General features: G+C 68.6%; 19 protein-coding genes and 1 riboswitch. Of the genes, 11 read left to right on the top strand and 8 right to left on the bottom strand.

All coding sequences use genetic code 11. The annotated features are described in order from the left end of the window. Positions 1–23 precede the first annotated feature (23 nt). From AC067A_RS31760 to AC067A_RS31745, 4 genes are read left to right on the top strand one after another with little or no spacing between them, the layout of a single operon-like run. Positions 24–1028 (top strand): SEC-C domain-containing protein, encoded by a 1005-nt coding sequence (locus tag AC067A_RS31760; RefSeq protein ID WP_479246293.1) that lies wholly within the window; start codon positions 24–26, stop codon positions 1026–1028. A gap of 46 nt (positions 1029–1074) precedes the next feature. Next, a complete protein-coding gene (locus AC067A_RS31755; RefSeq protein ID WP_479246291.1) occupies positions 1075–2103 on the top strand; it encodes a NaeI family type II restriction endonuclease in 1029 nt (342 codons plus the stop codon). 9 nt (positions 2104–2112) lie between these two features. Next, complete coding sequence (locus AC067A_RS31750) at positions 2113–2868, top strand: NgoMIV family type II restriction endonuclease (protein WP_479246289.1); 756 nt, start codon at positions 2113–2115, stop codon at positions 2866–2868. A 17-nt stretch (positions 2869–2885) separates the two neighbouring features. Beyond that, complete coding sequence (locus AC067A_RS31745) at positions 2886–3395, top strand: very short patch repair endonuclease (protein ID WP_479246288.1); 510 nt, start codon at positions 2886–2888, stop codon at positions 3393–3395. Here the strand turns inward: AC067A_RS31745 and AC067A_RS31740 are convergent. Further along, on the bottom strand, positions 3383–4585 hold the full coding sequence (locus AC067A_RS31740) for a DNA cytosine methyltransferase (RefSeq protein WP_479246286.1): 1203 nt from the start codon (positions 4583–4585) through the stop codon (positions 3383–3385). The two genes, AC067A_RS31745 and AC067A_RS31740, sit on opposite strands and share 13 nt — an antisense overlap. A 154-nt stretch (positions 4586–4739) precedes the next feature. On the opposite strand from AC067A_RS31740, the gene AC067A_RS31735 reads away from it, so the two are divergent. Next, complete coding sequence (locus AC067A_RS31735; protein WP_479246285.1) at positions 4740–5498, top strand: HNH endonuclease; 759 nt, start codon at positions 4740–4742, stop codon at positions 5496–5498. Here the strand turns inward: AC067A_RS31735 and AC067A_RS31730 are convergent. Next, positions 5474–6106, bottom strand: coding sequence for an ATP-binding protein (locus AC067A_RS31730; protein WP_479246284.1), 633 nt, complete (start codon positions 6104–6106; stop codon positions 5474–5476). The genes AC067A_RS31735 and AC067A_RS31730 overlap by 25 nt on opposite strands. Positions 6107–6321: 215 nt before the next feature. Here AC067A_RS31730 and AC067A_RS31725 point away from each other — a divergent pair, with 215 nt between their 5' ends. From AC067A_RS31725 to AC067A_RS31705, 5 genes are all read left to right on the top strand, one after another. Then, positions 6322–7167: a helix-turn-helix domain-containing protein gene (locus tag AC067A_RS31725; protein WP_479246376.1), complete on the top strand. Its 846-nt coding sequence runs from the start codon at positions 6322–6324 to the stop codon at positions 7165–7167. Beyond that, on the top strand, positions 7168–7395 hold the full coding sequence (locus AC067A_RS31720) for a DUF397 domain-containing protein (protein ID WP_479246283.1): 228 nt from the start codon (positions 7168–7170) through the stop codon (positions 7393–7395). A 7-nt stretch (positions 7396–7402) separates the two neighbouring features. Beyond that, positions 7403–7888, top strand: coding sequence for a TrmO family methyltransferase domain-containing protein (locus AC067A_RS31715; protein ID WP_479246282.1), 486 nt, complete (start codon positions 7403–7405; stop codon positions 7886–7888). 217 nt (positions 7889–8105) lie between these two features. Continuing rightward, a complete protein-coding gene (locus tag AC067A_RS31710) occupies positions 8106–8996 on the top strand; it encodes a hypothetical protein (protein WP_479246280.1) in 891 nt (296 codons plus the stop codon). Between the two features lie 38 nt (positions 8997–9034). After that, a complete protein-coding gene (locus tag AC067A_RS31705; protein ID WP_479246279.1) occupies positions 9035–9334 on the top strand; it encodes a hypothetical protein in 300 nt (99 codons plus the stop codon). Between the two features lie 18 nt (positions 9335–9352). Here AC067A_RS31705 and AC067A_RS31700 read toward each other — a convergent pair whose 3' ends face one another. The 4 genes from AC067A_RS31700 to AC067A_RS31685 all read right to left on the bottom strand — a co-directional run bounded on the left by AC067A_RS31700 (position 9353) and on the right by AC067A_RS31685 (position 13351). Then, complete coding sequence (locus AC067A_RS31700; RefSeq protein WP_479246374.1) at positions 9353–10564, bottom strand: DUF445 domain-containing protein; 1212 nt, start codon at positions 10562–10564, stop codon at positions 9353–9355. A 70-nt stretch (positions 10565–10634) separates the two neighbouring features. Next, positions 10635–11615: an ABC transporter ATP-binding protein gene (locus tag AC067A_RS31695; protein WP_479246277.1), complete on the bottom strand. Its 981-nt coding sequence runs from the start codon at positions 11613–11615 to the stop codon at positions 10635–10637. A 7-nt stretch (positions 11616–11622) separates the two neighbouring features. After that, entirely contained in the window at positions 11623–12399 is a 777-nt protein-coding gene (locus AC067A_RS31690; RefSeq protein WP_479246373.1) for an ABC transporter permease, read from the bottom strand. Between the two features lie 151 nt (positions 12400–12550). After that, complete coding sequence (locus tag AC067A_RS31685; protein WP_479246371.1) at positions 12551–13351, bottom strand: ABC transporter permease; 801 nt, start codon at positions 13349–13351, stop codon at positions 12551–12553. A gap of 310 nt (positions 13352–13661) precedes the next feature. On the opposite strand from AC067A_RS31685, the gene AC067A_RS31680 reads away from it, so the two are divergent. Then, entirely contained in the window at positions 13662–15833 is a 2172-nt protein-coding gene (locus AC067A_RS31680) for a transglycosylase domain-containing protein (protein WP_479246276.1), read from the top strand. On the opposite strand, the gene AC067A_RS31675 is transcribed toward AC067A_RS31680, so the two are convergent. Together AC067A_RS31675 and AC067A_RS31670 are read right to left on the bottom strand one after the other, a co-directional pair. Then, on the bottom strand, positions 15827–16147 hold the full coding sequence (locus tag AC067A_RS31675; protein WP_479246275.1) for a DMT family transporter: 321 nt from the start codon (positions 16145–16147) through the stop codon (positions 15827–15829). The genes AC067A_RS31680 and AC067A_RS31675 overlap by 7 nt on opposite strands. A gap of 33 nt (positions 16148–16180) precedes the next feature. Next, positions 16181–16251, bottom strand: a riboswitch (guanidine-III (ykkC-III) riboswitch). A gap of 49 nt (positions 16252–16300) precedes the next feature. Then, on the bottom strand, positions 16301–16639 hold the full coding sequence (locus AC067A_RS31670; RefSeq protein WP_017237090.1) for a GroES family chaperonin: 339 nt from the start codon (positions 16637–16639) through the stop codon (positions 16301–16303). Between the last annotated feature and the right edge of the window lie 13 nt (positions 16640–16652).

Below are 16652 nucleotides of genomic sequence, written 5' to 3'. Positions count from 1 at the left end.
CGTACAGCAGTACGGTGGTGAGCATGCGCCCCGACACTCCTGCCGCCCACACCACCGAAGCCGAGCGCCTGCTGCGCACGGCCTCGCAGTACCCGGGAGACCGGGAACCCCTGTACCTCCAGGCCGCGGCCCACCTGGAACTGGCGGACGACCGCCCGGGCGCGACGGCCCTCTACGACACGCTCCTCAGCGGCGAACCGGCGAACCCCCACCTCATCAGAGCCCTCAAGGCCTCCAACCTCTGGGAGTACGGCCACGAGGCCGAGGCCCGCGCGATCATCGAGGGCGTGCGCCGCGCGAAGCCCGCGGACGCGGCGGCGTGGGAGACCACGGCGGAGACGCTGGAGGCGCACGACGAACTGGAAGCGGCGGAGTCGACCCTCACGGAGGCGGCGACCCTGCTCGTCACGTCCCCGGAGGACCTCCCGCACGCGACCCAGTCACTCCTCATCACCCGCCACCGCATCCGCCGCATGCTGGCCCTCCCGCACGACACCTGGGACGACCTCGCGGACCGCCTCCACACGGCGGCCGTCCCCCTGGACGAACTCCACGACCCCAAGCGCCTCTGGTCCCTCGGCTCCTCCGACCCCGCGGAACTCCAGGCCGAGATCACCCGCCTCCGCTCGGAACTGGGCACCTACCGCACCGCCCTCTCCCGCCCCTTCCCCGTCGCCGTCCTCCACTGGCCGGAACGGGAACTCGACGAACTCCTCGCGGCGTACCCCGAGCTGGAAGCCGAGTACCCCACCTACCGCGCCCACCTCACCGACATCGAGGCCTCCCTCCGCGAACTCGCCCAGGCCGGCACCCCCAACCTCGGCATCGTCCGCGCCACCGTCCCCTCCTACGAAGCCTTCGCCGCCTCCGAATCCACCCACCCCTCGAACCCGGACCTCCTCCCCCAATACGCCACCACCCTGGCGGCCCGCGGCCGCGCCACCCCCTGGCCCCCCACCCAATCCGCCCCCTGCTGGTGCGGGTCTTCGCGTAGCTACGGGGAGTGCCACGGCTCCGATCTCCCGTAGTCAGGGTGCGGACCGGGGCAGAGCTGACATAGTGCGGTTCGCAGCCATGACACTCAGCAGCGAGCGCCGCCACTCTGCCGTTCGCCACATCGCGTTCACAGACAGGACTCGTCGCTTGCTACCCATGGACGTCTCTGCTGCCCTCAACATCCAGACGCAGGCGCTACTCCAGCTAGATCATGAGCTTGCTGCCGTATGGATGCACCTGCGGGAGATGCCCCTTGCCAAGCAGCGCTTTGCCCGTGCCCTCCGAGACACGATCGACCAGCTCCTCAACGGCGAAGACACGGGGCGCTACGACTGGAAGTCGCTCTACAAGACGGAGAAGACTCACGCCGGCACACTGGTGGAGATCAAGCTCCAGCGCGAGTTCAAGTTCGAAGACGGCATCCACATGGACTACCGGATCGCTGACATCGACGTGGACTGCAAGTACTCCCAGCAGTTCGGCGGTTGGATGATCCCTCCGGAGGCACAGGGGCATCTCTGTCTGTTGGTGTGGGCTGACGACAAGAAGAGCCAGTGGAGCGCTGGCCTCTTCCGAGTAAAGGACGAATGGCTCAACCGCGGAAACAATCGCGACCTGAAGTTGACCGTGAAGGCTGAACATCGCGACAAGATCGCCTGGCTGTGGCGGGATGCCGAACTGCCAGAGAATGTACTCCTGCACATGCCTGACCTAGATCGCGATGCGGTTTTTTCCCATAATTCAGGGCAGGCACGGCTCAACGAACTGTTCCGGCGCGTTCAGAACCGGCGAATTGGCCGGAACGTGGTCCGTACTGTCGCGCAACAGAAGGACTACATGAAGCGGGTCCGCGGAAACGGCGGCTCCCGCTCGGCGTTGCGGCACGAAGGAATCCTCATCATGGGGGACTACGAAAGCCATCGCCGCATCGCTTCGTCACTCGGGATACCCGTCCCGCAAGAGGGAGAATTCGTGAGTTCGCGTGTCGTCGAGGTGACAGCCCCGAGCAACCGCCACAGCGTCATGCTGGGCGGTCGACTGTGGGCATGCGCCTCGCCCGAGGACCTTCCCGCGCCCGGACCTTCCCTCCCCTCTCACAGCAAGTAGGCCTCACCGATGAGCGCACCCTTCGCCCCCCAACTGCTCAACTGGAAGCAGCTGAAGAATTCCAAGGCCCTTGTCGCCAATAGCGCTGACACAAGCAGCGAAACCTCGAAAGCGCTGGCCGCAGCCATACTTGAAGATCTGCAGATCCCGCAAAAATTGCCCGAGACGGAGCAGGCAGACCCTGGCCCGTCTCTCGAAATGGCAGTTCGCCACGATCTCGCAGACAGACTTCTTCATCTCAATGAAGAGCGCAAATGGCAGGTCGACCACAAGCAGGTCGTCAGCGCCTTCAGTCAGTACACACACCTCGCCAAGATTTCCCAGCTGCTCACGAAGTACCCCGAACTGAGGACCGAACTGGGACGCGACTATCTCATCAGGCCTGATGTGACCGTAGGCATTGAAGACTCGCCGATCTTCGGGTCCCCTGAGCCTTTCCTTCATGCGGCGGTCTCGTGTAAGTGGACTATCCGATCCGATCGCGTCCAGAACATCCGGCACGAATTCCTGCAGATGATCAAACACAGGCGTGGTCGCCTGCCGCACCTCGTAGCAGTGACAGCAGAGCCCATGCCCAGCCGGATCGCAGCCATCGCTCGGGGAACGGGAGAGGTTGACGCGGTTTACCACATAGCCTTCGACTCTCTCACGAAAGCAGTAGACGCGGTGGGAAGCAGCCAGCAGAAGGACGACTGGCAGGAGTGTGTGGGACAGGGCAGGGTTCTACCGTACGAGAAGCTGGCGGGAACTCTGGCAGGCTGGTAGCCGGAGGGTTTGAGCGCATGACCGAAAACATTCAGGGCACAGAGTGGTTGCCGCCAAAGGGCTCGTGGGCCTCCTCCGAGGCGCGGCGCCGCAATATGCAAGCGATCCGCAGCCGGGACACCAAGCCGGAACAGCTGGTGCGTCGGCTGCTTCACGCTCAGGGGCTGCGCTACCGCGTGGCGGCCAAGCCTCTTCCTGAGCTGCGAAGGACTGCTGACATCGTCTTCCGACCAGTGAAGATCGCCGTCTTCATCGATGGCTGCTACTGGCATGGTTGCCCCGACCATTACGTTGCGCCGAAGACCAACCCCGGTTACTGGTCAGACAAGGTCGCTCGGAACATGTCTCGCGACCGGGATACGGATCAGCGCCTACAAGAAGCGGGCTGGACTGTCCTCAGGTTTTGGGAGCACGAAGCCCCGGAGGAGTGCGTTGTACGCATTGCAGCCGAGGTCGAAAAGCACCGTGCCCTTGCACGGGGCAAGGGCACGGTCAGATCCGAACAAACCGGCGATCAGGAGTTCTGAGCATCCCGCTCGCGGGCGGCCTTCAAGACATCCATGATCGACCTTCCCACAGCCTCGGCCACTGGCGGCGGGAAGGCGTTGCCCACCTGCCGGTACTGAGCCGTCTTGCCGCCGTCGAAGATCCAGTCGTTCGGGAAGCCCTGGATGATGGCCGCCTGTTCGACGGTCAGCATCGGTCCCTCGGGGCCGAAGAGGTCACGATCCTCAGACCCCTTCTTCTTGCACATCTCGATGTCGTTGGCCACGCCAAGACCCGAGACGCCCAACTGCCTCCAGGCAGCCTTTGCCCGGCTCGGGCCGAGGTCGGCCCCGCCGTGCTTCTTCGAACCACCCACGAGCGTGGGTGCGATGCCGGCGCTTTTCTTGGCCTGCAGCTCCTCGTGGCGTTTTGCGGCCTTCGTGTACCACCGCTCGTAGGCATCCCTCGCCTCTCGGTCACGCGGCCCGTCGTAGTACGCCTCGTACCGCGCACGCATCGACTCATCAAGCGCTGCAACAACGCTCACTGCATCCTCGTGTGTCGGCGTCGGCCACTCGTACTTCACGTCCCCCTGCACGCTCTCCAGGATGTCCTTACGGATAGCGACGAGAATCGCCCGGGGGCGAAGCTGAGGAACACCGAAGTCACTGGCCTCCAGAAGCCCCCAGTGACACACGACGTAGCCGAGCCCCTCGTCCTTAACGAGGGAACCGTCCTCTTCGCGGTACCTGCCGCTCTGCAGCCGAGCCCTGATGAAGTCCCGGTAGTCCGAGAACTTCGGGTCCAGAATCCCGCGCACATTCTCGATCATGACTGCGCGGGGCCGCAGCTCCTCGACGAGATCAAGCATCCGCGGAAAGAGGTCACGCTCGTCGGACTTTCCGAGCTGCTTGCCCGCGTGAGAGAAGGGCGGGCACGGAACCCCACCCGCCAGGAGGTCCAGTTCCCTGGCCCTGAGGAGCTTGCCATCCTTGTGCACGTCCACCAACGGCTTGAAGTCATTCACGTCACCGTGCCGGAGGTCACAGTGCTGCTTCTCCCAAGCCCAGTCCGCTCGCGTTTCGATGTTCCGCCGCAGCGTCGCCGCCGCATGCTTGTCGATCTCCACGAGCGCAAGGTGCCTGAACCCGGCGGCATGCAGCCCAATGGCCTGCCCGCCGGCTCCAGCACAGATCTCGATTGAAGTGAACTCCGCCTCAGTGCTGGTCATGCACCCTCCTTGGACCGCGTACCTTGCTGGCGCTTCGTTCGCCAGTCATCACAGAGAGTGACAGGCCGCACTGACAGCGCCCACCCAGTGTGCGTCATCCCGAAGCCTCCTCAGCCACTCCACACCAACAGGGAACACTTGTACGATCAGCGGCATGGCGCAAATCTCGTGGGCGAGGGACGAACTGCTGCTTGCATGCGCGCTCGTCATGGAAAACGACTGGCGCGAGTTGCGACAGAACGACGTGCGGGTCCAGGAACTCTCTGACCTCCTCCGATCCCTCCCCCTGCACGGGAACGCCGCTGTCGACTCCCGGTTCCGGTCGCGGAACAGCGTCAGCCGTAAAACCACCGACATAGCCACCGCCCACCCTGACCACGCGGGAGGCGCAACCAAGGGTGGACGCCCCACCCAGAACGTCGTCGCGGACTTCCTGGCAGACCCGAAGGGGATGCTGGCTGCCGCATCCGCTCTGCGTGCAGGAATCGCCAGCGGCGAGCTGTACGACGCCCCCGCCCAGCCAGACGAGGTGGATGAGGACGGGGAGTCGAGCGCCCGCGAAGGACGTCTGCTCGTTCGCCTGGCCCTTCACCGTGAGCGCGACCGTGGACTCCGTAACCGGAAGATCCAGGAAGTCCGGAGGCTGAACGAGCCCATTCGGTGCGAGGCGTGCGCATTCGACTTCGGCGCCACCTACGGACCGCTCGGCGCCGACTACATCGAGGTGCACCACGTCACACCCCTTCACGTCGTCGGCCCCAGCGAGACCCGACTGGAAGACCTCGCACTGCTGTGTGCGAACTGCCATCGCATGTGCCACAGGCACTACATGGGGGAAGCCTGGCGCACACCCGCCGACCTCCGGGAGAAAATGCGCACTGCGGCCCGTCACGCAGCTTCGGCGGCCTCGTAGAGCTGCTGCGCTCGGCAGAGCGCCTCGTCGGGATCACTGCCCTGCAGGGCGAGCCAGACGAGCAGGTCGGCGATCAGCGTGACAGCCACCTCCTGATTCACCCTGGAGCGCGAGACCTGACGCGGCGCCCTCACCCCGAGAAGCTCTCGGTAGCTGCCGAGAAGTGCGTACGCGCGCCGAACCCGGGCGTACACGGCATCAGCAACCACCGACACCTCACACCAGACGGCCTTTCCAGTCCCCGTGAGCAGTGTGCCCCAGTCGGCTGACATCGACGCCACGAGATGCAGCCCCCGGCCGCACTCCTGCCAGCAATCGGCCACGCCGATCGGCTTCGGCATCACCGGGCTCTTGTCGTGCAGCTCAACCCGGAGGCGACCCCCACGCGGTTCGAGCACCAGGGCCGCCGACGCGCCTTCGCCTACGTGCTTCAAGACGTTCGTCGCGAGCTCCGTCACCACCAGTTCGACCTCGTCGGCCGCGCCCTGTACGCCCCATTGCCCCAGCATCGAGCGGACAGCGCTGCGTAGCAGTCTGAATTCACCGGGCACCGCCTCGAACGGCAAGACGCAGCGCAACTCACTTGCCTCATCTCCCCTGAAAGCCATAGTGAGACTCCCCTCTCCCGCCAGCCGCAACGAACCCACCGCGCTCGTGCGGCGACTCTGTGTGACCCCGACTGAAGTGAGTATGTCAGCGAGATTTCCCGTTGTGTAACTTCTCATGAGACTCAATCGGGTGAATCGAGCGGTACCAACGCCCGCGCCACATAGCCTGATTGGGCCCGAAGATGGGCGATGAACAGCTTCGAAGGGTGGCCGTCTTGCCATCAAGGACCACGACTCGCCGTCGTCAGCTCGGATCGGCCATGCGCAAACTACGGGCGCGGTCTGGCATGACCCTGGAGGAAGCCGGACGCCGCGTCGGCGTCTCCAAGGCGACGGTGAGCCGTTACGAAACCCAGTCCGGCCCCGTGAAATGGCCCATCGTCGATGCCTTGTGCCGCGAGTACGGTACGGGCGACGCAGAGCGGACAGCCGTGGTCGCCCTGGCCAAAGACGCCAAGCAGCAAGGCTGGTGGAGCACCATCGCCGACTCCATCCCCGAGAGCATGAACTTGCTGCTCACCCTGGAGGACGAGGCCGTCCGCGAAGATCACTTCTGCTGCGTCTACATCCCCGGCCTGCTCCAGACACGGGACTACAGCACCGCCCTGCAACAGGCGAACGAGCTCCGCCTGGATCAACGGGAAATCGATCGGCTGGTCGACATCCGCATGAAGCGACAGGAGATCCTCAGTCGGCCCAAGCCGCCCCATCTTTGGGCCATCCTTGACGAGTCCGTCCTGCGTCGGGTCGTCGGCTCCCCAGACGTGATGCGGGCACAGCTCGACCGCTTGCTCGAAGCGAACGAGGCCACGCAGATCACACTGCAGGTGCTGCCCTTCTCCAAGGGCGCGCATGCTGCGGCACTGGGAAGCTTCGTCATTCTCGGAGCTGCCGAGCCGACCCTCGACGTCGTCTACGTCGACCTGCACACCGGCTCGCTCTTCATGGAAACAGCCGATGAACTGGACCGATACAGACTTGCGTTCGAGTATCTGCGGGCACAAGCGTTGGACATGGAAGCGTCGTCCTCTCTGATCCACCGCATCCGCAAGGAGCTCTAGGTGCCCTCTCCTCAGCGTTCAGAACCGACTCACGTTTGGTTCAAGTCGTCGTACAGCGGCGGCAATGCGACCGAGTGCGTGGAGTGCGCCCACACACCCACGGTCACGCTCGTGCGGGACTCCAAGCGTCCGGATGGGCCAACGCTCACCCTGAGACCCACCGCCTGGCAGGAGTTTGTTGACGGTGTAGCCGTCGACCAGCTCTGGCTTTTCCCCACCGGACGCTGATATGCCCGTGGCTGCGCAGATCATTGAGGTGCCGGTCATTGCCGATGTGGTCGGGGGGCATGCTGGGCGGCTCGACGACTTCAAGGGTGGGGTGGAGTCGATCATCCGGCTGCGGCCGGAGTTTCCCGTGGAGACCCTGCAGGGCATCGAGGAGTTCTCGCACCTCCAGGTGACGTGGTTCTTCAACCTCGGCTCTCCGGACGATGTCGCGCTGCACGCGCGCAGTCCCCGTGACAACCCCGCGTGGCCGGCGACCGGCACCTTCGTTCACCACAACCATCGGCGCCCGGCCCGGCTGGCCACTTCCTTCCCGCGACTCGTCAAGGTCGACGGGCGCGACCTGCACGTCACTGACCTCGACGCGGATGACGGCACTCAGGTCGTCGACCTGGTGGCGGTGTTCCGCGAGATGCTCCCCCGGGGGCCCGTCACTCAGCCGACCTGGCCCGGCGAGATGCTTGCGGACTACTGGCGCGACGCCTCCGAACGCTGAGGCCAGCGAGGACGCCGCCACACTCGGGAAGAGGGCGGTTACGCCAGGATCCCGCCTGCTTCCTCGCCCGTTGAGCCCGCCCGTCACTCACACGGGCGATCTTCACCCCATGCGCCCGCCCGGACGCACGCGGTGACGTACGGTCGCGCAAAACGGCCCTCGCTGATGGTTGGCGCCATCGCGAGGGCCTGAACCACTAGTGGAATAGGACTCCACCGTGATCTACCGGCACTTTAACGCGCCCTCCCGCGCCTTCAGCCAGTTCTCGCACGAGATCATTCGGCACCCTCGGCTCAGCTCCGACGCCGTCCGGCTTCTGACCTGGCAGCTCTCCCTCCCCCAAGGGGCCCGGGAGTCGCTCTCCCGAACTGCCGAACGTGCCCGGATCGGGGCATGCGCGTTCGCCCGCGCCAAGCGGCAGCTCAAGGAGGAAGGCTTCGTCCACGAGCGGCGGGTGCAAGGTCCCGGAGGCCGCTGGATGACCCAACAGATCGTCTCCAGCTCCCCGTTGACCGCCGACGAGGCCGTCAAGCTTCTCTCTCGGACACCCGTTCCCACCTGCGCCAACCGGGTATCCCCGCAGGTCGTACCGAGTCCCCGGAAACCGGCCGTCGGTGAGCCGACGACCCCGCCGGCCGACGGTTATCCAAAGAAAGACCCGAAGGAAGACACCTCCCACCTTCCCGCCCGGACGGACACCGCCGAGAGCCCCCACCTCGACGACGCCCGCGCCCTCGTCGGCGCCCTCCCTCTTCTCTCCCCCGCCCTCCGTCACATCCCGCCCGCCATGCGCGACGAACTCACCCGCCTCGCCGCCCGCTGGCTCGACGCCGGGCACACCCCCACCGACGTCCACGAACACGTCCTCCGTGGCCTCCCCGGCGCCGGGACGTCCGTCCACCGACCCGGCGGCCTCGTCCGCTACCTGCTCCGCGACGTACCGCCGCTCCAGCTCCCGCCCTCGCCCTCGCCTCAGCCCTTGCTCTCCGCACGGCTCCGCGGCACCCGCGAGTGCTCCGGAGAACACATCCAGCCCATGCTCTTCCGGCCCGTCGCCGACGAGAGCCTCTGCTCGGCCTGTGTCCCACCCGTTGCGGCACCCTCGTAGGCTCGGGGGACGACCCGTTCGACAGAAAGGCCCCCGCCATGCCCCGCATCCCCTCCCCCGCCGTCGCTGCCGTCGGGCTCGTCGGTGGGTATGCCGTTGCCCGGTGGACCAAGAGGCGGCCCCTCGGTGGGGTCGTGCTCGCCGGGGCCGGGGCCGTCGCCGTGCGGGAGTGGCAGCGGGTGGGCGGGGTGAAGGTGGCGGCCGGGCTCGGGGCCGCCTATGTCGCCGCGTTCGCCGGGTCTCATCCCCTCGCCAAGAAGATCGGCGCCTGGCCCGCCGTGTTCTCCGGGGCCGGGACCGTCGCCGCCGCTTCCTGGGCCGTCACCCGCCGGAAGTAGCGAGGAGTCCCCGCCTCCTCAGCCGCCTGCCGCGTGGCTGATCGTGTAGATCAGGAGGCCCGCCAGCGCTCCCACCACGGTGCCGTTGATGCGGATGAACTGGAGGTCGCGGCCGATGTTGGCCTCGATCTTCTTCGAGGTCTGGGTGGCGTCCCAGCCGGCCACCGTGTCGGTGATGAGGGACGTGATCTCGGTGCGGTACGTCGTGACCACGTACGCCGCGGCGTCCTCCGCCCAGCCCTCGACCTTCTCCTGGAGGCGGGTGTCCGTCGACAGGCGGTTGCCCAGGGAGATGAGGGAGGCGCGGGCGCGGAGGCGGAGTTGGCTGCGGTCGTCCTCCGCCGCCGCGATGATCAGCGCGCGGACCGAGGACCACGCCGAGGCGATGATGTCCTGGACCTCCGGGCGGGCGAGGAGGTCCGACTTGAGCCGTTCCACCCGCGCGCGGGTGTCCGTGTCGGCCTGGAGGTCGGCCGCGAAGTCGGCGAGGAAGCGGTCGATGGCGCCGCGCGCGGGGTGGCCCGGCATGTCCCGCATCTCGGTGACGAAGCGGAGGAGCTCCTTGTAGACGCGTTCGCCGATGCGGCGGTCGACGAAGCGGGGGGTCCAGCCGGGGGCGCCGCCCTGCACCGCGTCCATGACCGATTCGCCGTGGGTGACGAGCCAGTCGTGGGCCCGGGTGCACACCAGGTCGACGGCGCGGCGGTGGGCGCCGTCGGTGACGATCTTCTCCAGGGTCTTGCCGAGGCCCGGTCCGATCTCGACCGCCTCGGCCCGCCGGGTGATCGCCTCCCCGACGACCGCCTGGACGTCCGCGTCGCGCAGGACGGTCAGGGCGCCCCGGAGGGCCGTCGACGCCTCCGCCGTGACGCGGTCGGCGTGTGCCGGGTCCGAGAGCCAGGCGCCGAGGCGGCCGCCGATGCCGAAGGCGTGCAGCCTGCCCCGTACGACGTCGGCGGAGAGGAAGTTCTCGCCGACGAACAGGCCCAGCGAGGCCCCCAGCTGGTCCTTCTTCTTGGGGATGATCGCCGTGTGCGGGATCGGTACGCCCAGCGGGTGCCGGAAGAGGGCGGTGACCGCGAACCAGTCGGCGAGGGCGCCGACCATGCCGGCCTCGGCCGCCGCGGCGACGTAGTCGGCCCAGGCGCCCCAGCCCGCGTTGCGGGCCCAGGTCGCGAGGGCGTAGATCAGGGCGACGCCGACGAGCAGGGCCGTCGCCAGCGCCTTCATGCGCCGGACGCCTCTGCTCTTCTCCTCGTCCGCCGCCGTGTAAGAGAAACTCACCAATGCACTCGACCTCCTACATCAGGGACTCCCGGCGCTCTTCCCGAGTTCCCCCGTACATCTTCGCGATCACCGCCTCGATGTCCGGCTCCCGCACCGAGAGGTCGAGCAGGGGATGCCGGGCGGCGACCGCGGCGACCAGCGGGGCCGCCGATGCGGTGGCCGGGAAGGCGAGCCACTGCCGGGGGCCGTCCGACCGTACGTGGCGGGCGCCGGGGACGTCGGTGATCGGCGGGAGCTCGCGTTCGAGGTCGACGACGAGGAGCCGTTCGCTCTCGCCGACGGCGTGCAGGCCGGCGAGTTCCCCGTCGTACATCAGGCGTCCGTGGTCGATGACCATGACCCGGGAGCAGAGCTGCTCGATGTCCGTGAGGTCGTGCGTGGTCAGCAGGACCGTGGTGCCGCGGGTGGCGTTCAGCTCGCGCAGGAAGTCCCGCACCCTCGCCTTCGAGACGACGTCGAGGCCGATCGTCGGCTCGTCGAGGTAGAGCACGTCCGGATCGTGGAGGAGCGCGGCGGCGATGTCGCCGCGCATCCGCTGGCCGAGGGAGAGCTGGCGGACCGGGACGTCGAGCAGCTCCCCCAGGTCCAGGAGGTCGACGCAGCGGTCGAGGTTCTCGCGGTAGCGGGCGTCGGGGATGCGGTACATGCGGTGCATCAGCCGGTACGAGTCCCTCAGCGGCAGGTCCCACCAGAGGGTGGTGCGCTGGCCGAAGACCACTCCTATCCGCCGGGCCAGCCGGGTGCGCTCGCGCGCCGGGTCGATGCCGGCGACCCGCAGCCGGCCGCCGGTCGGGGTGAGGATGCCGGTCAGCATCTTGATCGTGGTCGACTTCCCGGCGCCGTTCGGGCCGATGTAGCCGACCATCTCCCCCCGGTCCACGCCGAAGGAGATCCCGTCGACGGCCCTGACCTCCCGCTTCTCGCGGCGGATCAGGCCGGTCTTGCGACGGACCGTGAAGGTCTTCTCGACCGTGTCCAGTTCGATGAAGGGCACGAGGGTCTCAGCTTCCTGTCGATCGGTACGAGCGGATTCCGGCGCGCCACGCGAGGCCGGCGACCGCACAGCAGACGGCGGCCACCAGGGGCGACGCGAACGCCGCCGCGTCCGGTACGCCCACCGGGCCGGGGCGGTCGAGGAGGTACAGCGCGGGCAGCCAGTTCACGAACGCCAGCGGTACGACGTACACGACTCCCCGCACCAGCTCCTGCGCGAAGATCGTCGGCGGGTACTGGAGGAGGGTGTTCCCGCCGTACGTGAACGAGTTCGTCACCTCCGCCGCGTCCTGCATCCAGAACAGCGTCGACGCCCCGAGCACCATCACCGCCGCGAAGATCACCGTCCCGCACACCACCGTCACCGGCAGCAGCAGCACCTTCACCGGCGTCCAGTCGACGTCGAGCAGCACCAGGGCCCACACGAGCACCATCAGCCCCTGCGCGACCCGGCCGAACCGCCGCAGCGCGAACTTGTCCGCCGCCACCTGGGCGAGCAGCGGCGCCGGCCGCATCAGGAACGTGTCGAGCGAGCCGTCCCTGACCCGCCTGCCCATCCGCTGGAGCGAGCCCATCGTCAGGTCCGCGATCCCGAAGGACGTGCCGGTCAGCCCGTACAGCAGGGCGACCTCCGCGAACGAGAACCCGCCGAGGCCCTTCACCCGACCGAACATCAGCAGGATGACGACGAAGTCGAAGAAGGTGACGCAGAAGCTGGTGAAGACCGTCAGCGCGAAGGACGTCCGGTACGTCATCGTGGAGCGGATCCACATGCCCGCCACCATGCGGTACGTGCGGAGGGAGTCGGCGAACGGCCGGTGCGCGTGACCGGCGTCCGCCGTCGACGGGTGGTCGCGACCGGGGTCCCCCGCCGGCCCGTCCGTTTCGGGGGAGTCCCCCGTCGGCCGGTCCGCCAGGAGAGGGTCGCGTACGTCCTCAGCCACCCTGCACCACCACCTTCCGTGTCGCCGCCGCCTGGGCCGTCCGTCCCGCGCCGAGCAGTACCAGGGCCCAGCAGGCCTGGAAGGCGTACGCCTCCGCCAGGGCCCAGCCCTGGTACCTGCCCAGGTAGACGTCGGCGGGGACCTGGAGGAGGGACGCCCAGGGGAGGAGGCGGGCGACCTCGCCGAGGGTGCCGGGGAAGACGTTGAGGGGGAGCAGCATGCCGGAGAAGAACAGGCCGCCGAGCCAGGCGGCCTGGACGACGCCCTGGCCGTCGAGGAGCCAGAAGGCGCTCATGGCCACCGCGTACCAGATCGCGAAGCCGACGACCGAGCCGAGGGCCACCGCGACGAGGAACGCCGCCCAGGCGCCGGGGCCGGAGGGCAGGGTGAAGCGGAAGACGAGGGCGCCGACGGCCATGGGGGCGACGCCGCGGCCGAGGAGCTGGTAGGCGGACCGGCCGGCGTTGGCCGAGAACCACCAGGCCTGGAGGTCGGCGGGGCGGTAGAGGTCGACGGCGATGTCCCCGGTCCTGATCCGCTCGATCAGCTCGTCCTCGAAGCCGCCGCCCATCAGCCCGCAGACGGTGATCAGGGCCTGCCCGATCCACACGTAGGCGAGGGCGTCGTCCATGGAGTAGCCGCCGAGCTGCGGCCGTTCGTCCCAGAGGGCGATGTACGTGTACGACAGGATGAAGCCGAACACGCTGTTGGTGAAGACCCCCGCCACCGTCGCCACCCGGTAGGTGGCGTGGCGCCGGAAACCGCCCGCGGCCACCGTCGCGTACAGCCGCAGCATGATGCTTCCTTTCGGTATGGCCCGCCGGTACGACCTGCCGGGACGACCTGCCGGGACGGCCCGCCCGTACGACCTGCCGGTACGACCTGCCCGTACGACCTGCCGGTACGACCTGCCGGGACGAAGTCGCGGGCGCGCGCCCTCGGGTACGAAGTCCCCGGCACGAAGTCCCCGCCGGACCTATCGGCACGAATGACAGCGAAGCGCACGACCCTAGCGGGCCGCGGAGTGTCGCCGCGAGCGGATTTCCCGTCAGGATCGGGTCGCGTTCAGGAGTTTCGCCCTGTTCCGTGCAGTATGTGATGCCATGTCCCCTTCCTCAGGTACGAGCGACACTCCCCGGCCATCCCGCCCGGGCTGGGAACCGAGGGACCCCACCCTCCCCTCCCCGCAACCGGACGAGCGCCCCAGGCGACGGCCCAGGCAACGGCCGGGGCGCGTCCGCCGCGCCCTGCGGACCCTCTTCGGGCTCCTGCTCCTCGGCACGCTGCTGCTGGCCGGCGCGTTCGCCGCCGGCTACCTCCTGGTGGAGATCCCGCCCGCCAACGCCGCCGCCGTCGCCCAGTCCAACGTCTACCTCTACCGGGACGGCAGCCCGCTGGCCCGTGACGGCGAGGTCAACCGCGAGAACGTCCGCCTCGACCAGGTACCGCTCGCCGTCCGGCAGGCCGTACTCGCCGCCGAGGACCGCGACTTCCACGCCTCGCGCGCCGTCGACCCCAAGGCCATGGTCCGCGCCGCCTGGAACACCGTCAGCGGCAAGGGCCGCCAGTCCGGCTCGACGATCACCCAGCAGTACGTGAAGAACTACTACCTCGGCCAGGAACAGACCCTGACCCGCAAGGCGAAGGAGTTCTTCATCGCGATCAAGCTGGGCCGCGAGAAGAGCAAGGACGAGATCCTCGAGGGCTACCTCAACACCAGCTACTTCGGCCGGAACGCGTACGGCGTCCAGGCCGCGGCCCGCGCCTACTACGGCAAGGACGTCGAACGCCTCGACACCGCCGAGGGCGCCTACCTCGCCTCGCTCCTCAAGGCGCCCAGCGCCTACGACGTCACCACCCACCCCGAGAACCGCGCCAAGGCCGTCGCCCGCTGGAACTACGTCCTGGACGGCATGGTCACCGAAGGCTGGCTCCGCCGCGCCGACCGCGCCGCGGCCCGCTTCCCGGCCCCCCAGACCGCACGCCCCGCCACCGCCCTCTCGGGCCAGCGCGGCTACCTCGTCCAGGCCGTCGAGGAGTACCTGACGGACCACGGGATCGTCGACGAGAAGACCCTCGCGGGCGGCGGCTTCCGCATCACCACCACCCTGGAGCCCGCCAAGCAGGACGCCCTCGTCCAGGCCGTCGAGGACCAGGTCATCTCCCGGCTCGACCCGGCCCGCGCCCCCGCCGACCGCTACGTCCGCGTCGGGGCCGCCGCCGTGGACCCGGCGACCGGCAGGGTCCTCGCCCTGTACGGCGGCATCGACTACACCCAGCAGTACGTCAACAACGCCACCCGCCGCGACTACCAGGTCGGCTCCACCTTCAAGCCGTTCGTCTTCACCGCGGCCGTGCAGAGCGGCGCCCAGACCCAGCAGGGTCTGCCCATCACCCCCCACACGCTCTACGACGGCACCAACCGGCGCCCGGTGGAAGGGTGGAACGGCACGCCGTACGACCCCGCCAACGAGGACGACGCCAGCTACGGCGAGATCGCCGTCGGTGCCGCCACCGACCTCTCCGTGAACGCCGTGTACGCCCAGATGGCGGTGGACGTCGGCCCCGCCCACGTCCGGCGCACCGCGATCGCCCTCGGCGTGCCGCGCTCCACCCCCGACCTCACCGCCTCACCGTCCATCGCCCTCGGATCCGCCACCGCCAGCGTCCTCGACATGACGGCCGCCTACGCGACCCTGGCCGCGCACGGCCGGCACGGCACGTACACGCTGGTCTCCGCCGTCACCCGGGGCGGCCAGGAGCTCGCGCTGCCGGGCGGCACGGCCCGGCAGGCCGTCAGCCGGGAGGCCGCCGACACCACCACGGCCGTCCTGCGGAGCGTCGTCGAGACCGGCACCGGCACGGCCGCCCAGACCGCCGGTCGTCCGGCCGCGGGCAAGACCGGCACCGCCGAGGACGACAAGGCGGCCTGGTTCGCCGGCTACACGCCCGAACTCGCCACCGTCGTCGCCCTCATGGGCCAGGACCCCGAGTCGGGACGCCAGGAGCCCCTCTACGGGGCTCTCGGGCTGCCCCGCGTCAACGGCGGCGGGCCGCCCGCGGCGATCTGGGGCCAGTTCACCCGGAACGCGCTGGCCGGCACCCCGCCCAAGGACTTCGAGCTCCGGCTGATGCCCGGGGCCGAGGAGATGCCGGAGGTGCCGGAGACGCCGCCGGTGCCGGACGGCACGGAGGAGGCGTACGTGACGGGCGAGGCGGGACCGGAAGCCGCCTCACGCAGCCCCCGGCCCCCGAGCGGCAGCCCCCGTCAGTGACCCGAGGTCGCCTTGAGACCCACCACGGCGACCAGCAGCAGACAGACGAAGAAGATCCGGGCGGCGGTCGCCGGCTCACCGAGCACCACCATGCCGAGCACCGCCGCACCGGCCGCGCCGATGCCGACCCACACGCCGTACGCCGTACCGATCGGGAGCGACTTCGCCGCCTGCGACAGCAGCAGCATGGAGGCGACGATCCCCGCGCCCGTGAACACACTGGGCCACAGCCGGGTGAAGCCGTCCGTGTACTTCATGCCGATGGACCAGCCGACCTCGAGCAGACCCGCGACGACGAGAAGAACCCAGGCCATGACGACGACACCTCCGCGAGACGGAACAACAGGAGTGCGTCGTCTTGTCGTCATCCCGGTACGGCGCGTCTCGTCGGGTGTCTCCAGGCTAGCAAGGAAACCGCGGAGGCCCCGGTGACGGTCGTCACCGGGGCCTCCGGAACATCCCTGCTCCTACAGATACAGACCGGTCGAGTCGGTGGCGCCCTGGAACCGGTCCGCGGCCACCGCGTGCAGGTCCCGCTCCCGCATCAGGACGTACGCCACGCCCCGGACCTCCACCTCGGCGCGGTCCTCGGGGTCGTACAGCACCCGGTCGCCGATCTCGACGGTGCGGACGTTCTGGCCGACCGCGACCACCTCGGCCCAGGACAGCCGACGGCCGACCGCGGCCGTCGCCGGAATGAGGATGCCGCCGCCGGAACGCCGCTCGCCCTCCGGAGAGTCGGTGCGGACCAGGACCCGGTCGTGAAGCATCCGGATGGGCAGCTTGTCGTGCGTGTTCTCGCTCACGGACCGAACCTAC

Source organism: Streptomyces sp. NPDC043176 (genome assembly GCF_056436715.1).
This window is presented reverse-complemented; position numbering and strand designations above follow the sequence as displayed.